Origin of the sequence: Cerasicoccus frondis (assembly GCA_031296915.1) — a bacterium.
Classification (GTDB): Bacteria; Verrucomicrobiota; Verrucomicrobiia; order Opitutales; family Cerasicoccaceae; genus Cerasicoccus; species Cerasicoccus frondis.
Genome location: JAVDPC010000037.1, coordinates 43,638 through 50,494, shown reverse-complemented (window position 1 = coordinate 50,494; position 6,857 = coordinate 43,638). Strand labels below are relative to the sequence as shown.

Below are 6,857 nucleotides of genomic sequence, written 5' to 3'. Positions count from 1 at the left end.
GACGCTCAAGCCGCCTTGCTGGACACGAAAAATCACTGCGGCCTGATCGGCCAATCTAGATGAAAAGTGCTCTAGGCCTTCACTGCGGGTTCGGATTCCAGCAGCAGCTTTTCCATGCGCTCGATGACTTCGCGCGCGGCGTCGCGGTCGACCCAGTAGTAGCAATCGCGGCACATTTTCTCGTGCTGCACGATGCCAGCCTGCCGCAAAACGCGCAAGTGATGGGAAATGGTCGGCTGCGAGAGTTTTAATTTTTCCGCAATTTGGGATACATTATTGCCATGCTCGCAGTCGGCCTTGTCCGGCAACAGGCGCAGGATGCGCAGGCGGGTGATGTCTCCAATCGCCCACAGTTGCTTGGCTAACTCGTCTTCGATGTCTGGCATGGCTCAAATTAAAGGCGCACAATAAAGCGGCTTTCATGCCGTTGGCAAACGTATAGATGAATTTAAATATTTAAATTCTTATTTGCATTCTGCCGTTTTTGACACACGGTGTTACGCTACCATGCAACCGAATGACAACCTCGCGCACTGGCACAAGGGCCAGGGCCACTGGGCGGACGTCCCCGCCGAAAACTGGCTCAACTGGAAGTGGCAGCTCAAGAACCGCATCACCAAGGTCGAGCAGCTCGAACAATATTTGGAGCTGACCCCCGAGGAGAAGGCGGCGTGCTACTTTTCCAACCAGAAGCTGGCGCTGGCGATTACCCCCTACTTTTTCAACCTGATCGACGTCAACGACCCCAACTGCCCGATCCGGCGGCAGATCATCCCGCATGGCGGCGAGATGAAGACCTCCCCCGAGGAGTTGCTCGACCCCGTGGGCGAAGACGGCGACATGCCCGTCAAAGGCCTCGTCCACCGTTACCCCGACCGCGTGCTGTTCCTCGTCACCGACCGCTGCGCCTCGTATTGTCGCTACTGCACCCGCAGCCGACTGGTGTCCAACGCGCAGGATTACAATTTTCACCCCGAGTTTGAAAGCGGCCTGAAATACATCGAAGAGCACCCCGAGGTGCGCGATGTGCTGCTCTCCGGCGGCGACCCGCTGCTACTCGGCAACCGCAAGCTCGACTACCTGCTCGGCCGCTTGAAGGCGATACCGCACGTGGAGTTTGTCCGCATCGGCTCGCGCATCCCGGTCTTCCTGCCGCAGCGTATCGACGACGAGCTGTGTGAAATTTTCAAAAAGCACGGGCCGATCTGGATGTCCATCCACGTCAACCACCCGCGCGAATGCACGGAGGAGCTTTACCGCGCCACCGAGCGCCTCAGTTTCGCTGGCGTGCCGATCGGCAACCAGTCCGTGCTGCTCAAGGACGTCAACGACGACCCGCAGACCATGAAGTCCCTCGTGCACCGCCTGCTGATGATGCGCGTGCGCCCGTATTACCTTTACCAGTGCGACTTGATCACCGGCAGCCGTCACCTGCGCGCCGATGTGCGCAAGGGCATTGAGATCATCCAGCACCTGCGCGGCCACACGACGGGCTACGCCGTGCCGCAGTTTGTCATCGACGCCCCCGGCGGCGGCGGCAAAGTGCCGATCAACCCGGAATACATTCAGGAAGTCACCGAAGAGGAAATCATCTTCCGCAACTTCGAGGGCCGCCGCTACGCCTACCCGCTGGTCGAAGGTAAACAGGCCGACCTCGAAAACGCGCCCCAGCCAGAACCGCTGCTGGTGTAAGCGCGCCGAGTTTCGGCCTACTTGAAAGGTAGCGCCCGTTATCCCTAACGGGCAGTTTCATCGTGCTGGCAAGGTGGCGCGGAGCGTCCCCGCTCCGCAAGGATTGAGGCAAAAGATCGAAGGTTCCGAATGTGCTGGTTGCGCCCAACAGCTTCATTGAACTCATGCTTCTCATTGGCGCTGCTTGCGGATCGAGACGATCCGCGCCACCCCCAAAAGGACGCAACTGCCCGCTAGGGATAACGGGCGCTACCTTTTATTGCATTCCTAAATGACGCGTCTCAGGAACTAGGAGGCCATTCATTTTCCAACCGCGGGCCTTGTCTCGCAGTCCTGGCTCACAGCAGCTCGCGGTCGAGGAACGACGTGGCGCCGTCGCTGGTGGCGATGATGTGATCGAGCAAATTAATGCCCACCGCGTCGCAGGCGGCTTTGATCGCGTTGGTCAGGCGCAGGTCCTGTTGCGATGGCTCGAGCTCGCCGGTCGGGTGGTTGTGCGCAATGACGACATACACCGCATGTCGCTGCAGCGCAGCGCGGGCGACCTTTTGTGGATAGACCGTCGCGCGATTGGCGAGCCCTTCCTCCAACCGCTCGATGCCATTGCGCATCAGTTGGTAGGAATGGTCGAGGTAAGCCACTTCAAACACCTCGTGCTTGAGCTCGCCCAAACGGGCGCGAAAGAGATCGATCAAGGCGTCGACACTGTCGAGCATGGGCTTTTCCTCGGCCCGCTGGCGGAGGTAAAGCAGCATGGTTTCCTTGATGATGCGCAGCGCAACGGGCGTTACCGCGCCCATGCCTTCCATCGACTGAAGTTCGTCCAGCGGCGCATCGAGGATGCCCTTGAGCGAGCCAAATCGCTTGAGCAGGGCCTTGGCCAGCGGCTTCACATCACGCCGGGGAATGCACAACGTGAGCAATAATTCCACCGCCTCATGGTCGGCAAAGCTATCTAACCCACTGCGCATGAAGCGTTCACGCAGGCGGGCGCGGTGACCAGAGTGTTGCGGTGGCGATTCGCTCATTGCGGTGGACTTTTGCTCAGGCGCGACTGGTCCTCAAGCGCCAATATCGAAGATTGCAAAATTTGCTAATTTAGGTATGCTTTATCCCATGAAACGTTCTCTGGCAGTCATTGCGCTCGTAACTATGTCCGGCTCGCTTGCCGCCGTGCAGGTGGGGGATGCGCGAGCGGTTGTCATTGAAGAATTGGGTTCGCCGATGGGCGTCCTGGATTTGGGCGACCGCGAACGCCTCATGTTTGCCGCAGGCGACGTGACGCTGGAAAACGGCCAAGTCGTCTCGTTCAACCTCAAGAACGAGGCGCAACTGGCGCGCGAGGCCACCGCCAAGGAAGAGATGGCCGTGTATTGGGCCGAACGCCGCGCGGAAGACCTGGCCGAGCGCCTGGACAAGGGCCGCATGTGGCTGGATTATTTGAAACTGGATTCCACCCCCATCACCGAAAACGACGTGAAGTCCATCCTCGGCCATTGGAACCAGCTCCGCAAAGATTTTCCTGACGCCGATATCGCGGCGGAATACGACGCCACCATCGCCTTGGCCGAAGCCCGCGCCGAAGAGATCAAGCAGCGTCGCGAAGAGCAGCGAATCGCCGACCTGGAGCGTCGCGTTGCCGCCGCCGAGGAACGTGCCGCCGCAGCGGAAGAGCGCGCCGAAAACAGCTCTTACCTGAGAGTTGGCTACGATTACCCGAGGTATTTTTATACGCCGCCACCGCGCACAGTGGTCGTCGTATCCGGCAATGGCGGGGTCTGCACGACGCCGAGCAAACCCGTCAAGCAGCCCGGCTTCAACGCGAGTTACCAGTCCGGGAATTGGAATGTGAGTTTCAGCAGTGTCGGCTCACGCTACTGCAACCCCTACCCGACCAATCCGATCATCATCACCCGCAGCGGTCAGTAGCCTTTGGCGGATCGATGATGGCGGCGCAAGCGGTCAAATCCCATTGACCGGTGGATGCGCGGCATCTAATCAGGTTAAGCGTGACTGCCGATAACGCCATGCCGCCCTTGCCCGTCGCCCTCCTGCTGGTCGATTGGCAATCCGCCTTTATCAACGTGATGCCCGACGGGCCTGCCGCCGCGCGCCGCGCAGTGCTGGCCGCTGGCGCCGCCCAACTGCTCAACATTCCGGTAGCGATCACCGAGCATGTGCCGGAAAAGCTGGGCGCCACGCGACCGATGGTCCGTGAAGCCGCGCCGGAAGCGCCGATTTTCAGCAAAACCGCGTTTTCCGGACTGGGCGCCGAGGGCATCATCACCTGGCTCAAGGACCGCAATGTCCAGCACCTGCTCCTGACCGGACTCGAAACGTCGATCTGCATTTACCAAACTGCGGTCCAGGCCATGGCGGAGCAATTTGACGTCACCCTGCTCAGCGACGCAGTCGTCCAGCGCCGCAACGAAGACCGTGGCCCGGCGCTCGAGACTTTGCGCCACGCCGGCGCGCACATCTTGCCAACCGAAACGGTGTTTTACTCGCTCTTTGGCGACTCGACCCACCCGCGATTCCGCGAATTTACGCAGTTGGTGAAAGCAGCGGGCGCGTAAGGCCGGCCCCAGAAATTACCATAACTAAAGATTCCCATACGGCTGCTTAGTCGTGTACGATGACGCCATGAAATCTATTTTAAGCCCACTGTTCGCCCTGCTCATTTTCACCGTAAGCGCCCAGGCCGCTGAGGCCCCCGCCTCGGTCGACCAGATGCTCAACACGCTGCTGACCGCGATCGAGCAGAACGACTCGGAAAGCTTCAACAGCGTTTGCGACGAGACAATGCAAAACGCGATGAAGAAAGAAACGCTGCAGCGGGTGCATGACCAGGTATCGAAAGCAATGGTGGGCGGTTACACCAAGACCTACTGGGGCGACATTACCCGCCCGGACGACATTCAAGGCTACTTCTGGAAGCTTGCATTTACCAACAAGCCCGAGCACGACCTCGTCGCCGAAATGTGGGTCAAAGACGGCAAAGTCGCCGGTTTTTTCCTGAGATAACCCCCGCGCCAAGCAACGTCTGCACGCTGAAGGGTGCAAGCGCGAACAGGGAGATTAAAAAGGCGCAATGTTTGCCCGCCGTTATACGAGAACGGGCCGCCTGATCAATCCACCACCCGGCAGGGCAGCATCGCCGCGTCCTTCATGCCGTGGATGATTTTTTTATCCGCCGGGCAGAAGGTCGCGAGGCAGGCCGAGAGCTTGGCCTGATCGCCCTCCACGAGGAAATAAGGCGTCAACCGCAAGCGGCCTTCCATTTCATAGACTGCTTCGCCGTCTTCGGAAAAGACCGGATGCTTGAGCCGCATCGGCTTCCGGTAATCCTGCAAAATGTGCAGCGTTTCGTCGGCGAGATCCACGGCCTCCTCGATCGCTTCCTGCCAATCGGTTTTCGAGCTGTCGCTGCCAAGCGTCACACTCCGTGCGCCCCAGGCGGATTCGTGAAAGCCAGAAGCCTTGATGATTAAATTTCGCTCCTTCTGGCTCGCTTCGGCGAGTTGCTCCCATTCCCGAATCGGCTTGCCGTCGACCCATGGCGCATCGAGGACGGCGTTGGGCGGCAGCTCGACCGGATCAATAATCCAGGAATGCGGCACCACTTTTTTCAAGGTCTTGTAGGAACGGCGCGGCAGGTTTTCGCGCCAGTAATCATCCAGCACTGGATGATGCAGCAGCGCGAGGTTGAGCTTCTCTTCCTGGTAAGCCTTCATGGGGGGGGAGACCACGACGCCGCCGTCTTCCGCCACCCGCAAAATGTCTTGCGCTGTGGACACATTGCCCACGTCAAAGAGCTCCCAAAAGCGGTAAATCACATCGACCTCCTCCGGATTGCCTTCCACCGGAATGCAGAGGCTGTCGCCCATCGGCATCAGGTCATCCGGGTGGCGCGCGTGGATGCGGAACCCACGCTCGCGCAGGCGCGCCGTCAGGTAGTCAAACTCCGGGCGATAGACTGCCGCCTCGTCGCTGACAATGACCGCGATGAGCGGGTTTTCCTTGCCCGGGGTTGTGGCCGCCAGGCAGCGATGCCAGTCTTCCTCGACTTGCCCAACGCCACCGACGATGTCCGGCGCAAAGGCGCGCTCGTTCATGCCGTAGAGTCGGTTGAGGAACGCCGTCAGGCCCAGCCCGCCGGGCACGCTGTCCATCTCTGTCAGCGCAAAACCATCCTCGGTTTGCAGGAGATCCGGGCGCAAGACCAACGGCACCTGCCCCTTGAAACGCTTGAGCCGGGCGTGCTCAATCAGGCGGCGGGGCTTGCCGCGGTCCAAGTAACTGCACACCCAGGGCGCGGTGAGCTCCTTGTTGCGCAGGAGGTTTTTATCCTCGGCGCAACGGCGATACAGGTTATCAAGCGCCAGGTAGAAGTCCAGGCACGCCTGGCCGATCTGCTCAAGCGTGCTGATTTGCTTGCGCGTGAGACGCCAGGGTTCGGGCGACAAACGCCAGGTCTTGTTTTCAAACAAGGGCTGCGCCGCGAGCGATTCTTGGATTTGCTGATAGGATAGCCCCGCCATGCCCTGACATCGAATCCGGTTCTTGCCGATGCGCAAATTATTTTTCCAGATCTTGGCGAGTTGACCTATCGGCGCCTGAATCATCCTGCGGTATTCGAACACCAGTATGAAGCTCAACTGCATCTAGCAAGGTGTAGGAAATGGCGTCAGCCAGAAGCAACGGCTCGCTAATAGGAAAAATCCAACGATCCCCCCAGGTTAAGTTCACGTCAGGATAATTCCGCCTTAACTCAGTTTCCAGCTGTCTCAGGTACTCAGTAGGAATTCGTTCATACGCCTTGCGGACCTCGGCACGCGAAAAAAGATTTTCATCATCAGAAACCTCGGGGTCGTATAAAACGGCGATGTTTCCAAATAACAACATAGCCACTCGCGCATCGAGCGCATCAGCTTTTTGCGGGTCAGACTTTCTCAGTATCGGCTCGTAGACGCTCCAACTGGCATCAAGCTCCTTTGATGCATCAAGAATGCTCTGCATCCCCTCATGAACACTGACACTTTCTAGATTCTTATAGGTCCGCGCATAAGTTGAAAGAGAAACTAGAAAGCGGTCGGCGGGTGGTGGTTGTAACAATCCATAGCTGACACTTAGCAACAATAGGTAAAGCCAGACTACGGCCATGA

At 58.8% G+C, this 6,857-nt stretch carries 8 protein-coding genes; 4 read left to right on the top strand and 4 right to left on the bottom strand.

Annotated elements, in window-relative coordinates; all coding sequences use genetic code 11:
* Nucleotides 1-71: 71 nt before the first annotated feature.
* The gene (locus tag RBB63_RS21035) at nt 72-386 is read right to left on the bottom strand and encodes an ArsR/SmtB family transcription factor (protein WP_309387172.1); all 315 of its coding nucleotides are present in this window, start codon (nt 384-386) and stop codon (nt 72-74) included.
* A gap of 121 nt (nt 387-507) precedes the next feature.
* On the opposite strand from RBB63_RS21035, the gene RBB63_RS21030 reads away from it, so the two are divergent.
* Nucleotides 508-1,692: a KamA family radical SAM protein gene (locus tag RBB63_RS21030; RefSeq protein ID WP_309387171.1), complete on the top strand. Its 1,185-nt coding sequence runs from the start codon at nt 508-510 to the stop codon at nt 1,690-1,692.
* Nucleotides 1,693-2,030: 338 nt separating this feature from the next.
* On the opposite strand, the gene RBB63_RS21025 is transcribed toward RBB63_RS21030, so the two are convergent.
* Complete coding sequence (locus RBB63_RS21025) at nt 2,031-2,720, bottom strand: JAB domain-containing protein (RefSeq protein ID WP_309387170.1); 690 nt, start codon at nt 2,718-2,720, stop codon at nt 2,031-2,033.
* 88 nt (nt 2,721-2,808) lie between these two features.
* Between RBB63_RS21025 and RBB63_RS21020 the strand changes: the two genes are divergently transcribed.
* From RBB63_RS21020 to RBB63_RS21010, 3 genes are all read left to right on the top strand, one after another.
* Nucleotides 2,809-3,621, top strand: coding sequence for a hypothetical protein (locus RBB63_RS21020; protein ID WP_309387169.1), 813 nt, complete (start codon nt 2,809-2,811; stop codon nt 3,619-3,621).
* A 98-nt stretch (nt 3,622-3,719) separates the two neighbouring features.
* Nucleotides 3,720-4,268 carry an isochorismatase family protein gene (locus tag RBB63_RS21015; RefSeq protein ID WP_309387168.1) on the top strand — a complete coding sequence of 183 codons (549 nt, stop codon included), beginning with the start codon at nt 3,720-3,722 and terminating at the stop codon, nt 4,266-4,268.
* 67 nt (nt 4,269-4,335) lie between these two features.
* Nucleotides 4,336-4,716: a hypothetical protein gene (locus RBB63_RS21010; protein ID WP_309387165.1), complete on the top strand. Its 381-nt coding sequence runs from the start codon at nt 4,336-4,338 to the stop codon at nt 4,714-4,716.
* A gap of 104 nt (nt 4,717-4,820) precedes the next feature.
* On the opposite strand, the gene RBB63_RS21005 is transcribed toward RBB63_RS21010, so the two are convergent.
* On the bottom strand, nt 4,821-6,356 hold the full coding sequence (locus RBB63_RS21005) for a hypothetical protein (protein WP_309387163.1): 1,536 nt from the start codon (nt 6,354-6,356) through the stop codon (nt 4,821-4,823).
* Nucleotides 6,271-6,855, bottom strand: a complete 585-nt coding sequence (locus tag RBB63_RS21000) for a hypothetical protein (RefSeq protein WP_309387161.1) — start codon at nt 6,853-6,855, stop codon at nt 6,271-6,273. The genes RBB63_RS21005 and RBB63_RS21000 overlap by 86 nt, the downstream gene beginning before the upstream one ends.
* Between the last annotated feature and the right edge of the window lie 2 nt (nt 6,856-6,857).

Excerpts from the sequence above, each read along its gene's own strand:
- RBB63_RS21035 (WP_309387172.1), bottom strand. The coding sequence starts at position 386 with ATGCCAGACATCGAAGACGAGTTAGCCAAGCAACTGTGGGCGATTGGA.
- RBB63_RS21020 (WP_309387169.1), top strand. The coding sequence starts at position 2,809 with ATGAAACGTTCTCTGGCAGTCATTGCGCTCGTAACTATGTCCGGCTCG.
- RBB63_RS21025 (WP_309387170.1), bottom strand. The coding sequence starts at position 2,720 with ATGAGCGAATCGCCACCGCAACACTCTGGTCACCGCGCCCGCCTGCGT.
- RBB63_RS21000 (WP_309387161.1), bottom strand. The coding sequence starts at position 6,855 with ATGGCCGTAGTCTGGCTTTACCTATTGTTGCTAAGTGTCAGCTATGGA.
- RBB63_RS21015 (WP_309387168.1), top strand. The coding sequence starts at position 3,720 with ATGCCGCCCTTGCCCGTCGCCCTCCTGCTGGTCGATTGGCAATCCGCC.
- RBB63_RS21010 (WP_309387165.1), top strand. The coding sequence starts at position 4,336 with ATGAAATCTATTTTAAGCCCACTGTTCGCCCTGCTCATTTTCACCGTA.
- RBB63_RS21005 (WP_309387163.1), bottom strand. The coding sequence starts at position 6,356 with ATGCAGTTGAGCTTCATACTGGTGTTCGAATACCGCAGGATGATTCAG.
- RBB63_RS21030 (WP_309387171.1), top strand. The coding sequence starts at position 508 with ATGCAACCGAATGACAACCTCGCGCACTGGCACAAGGGCCAGGGCCAC.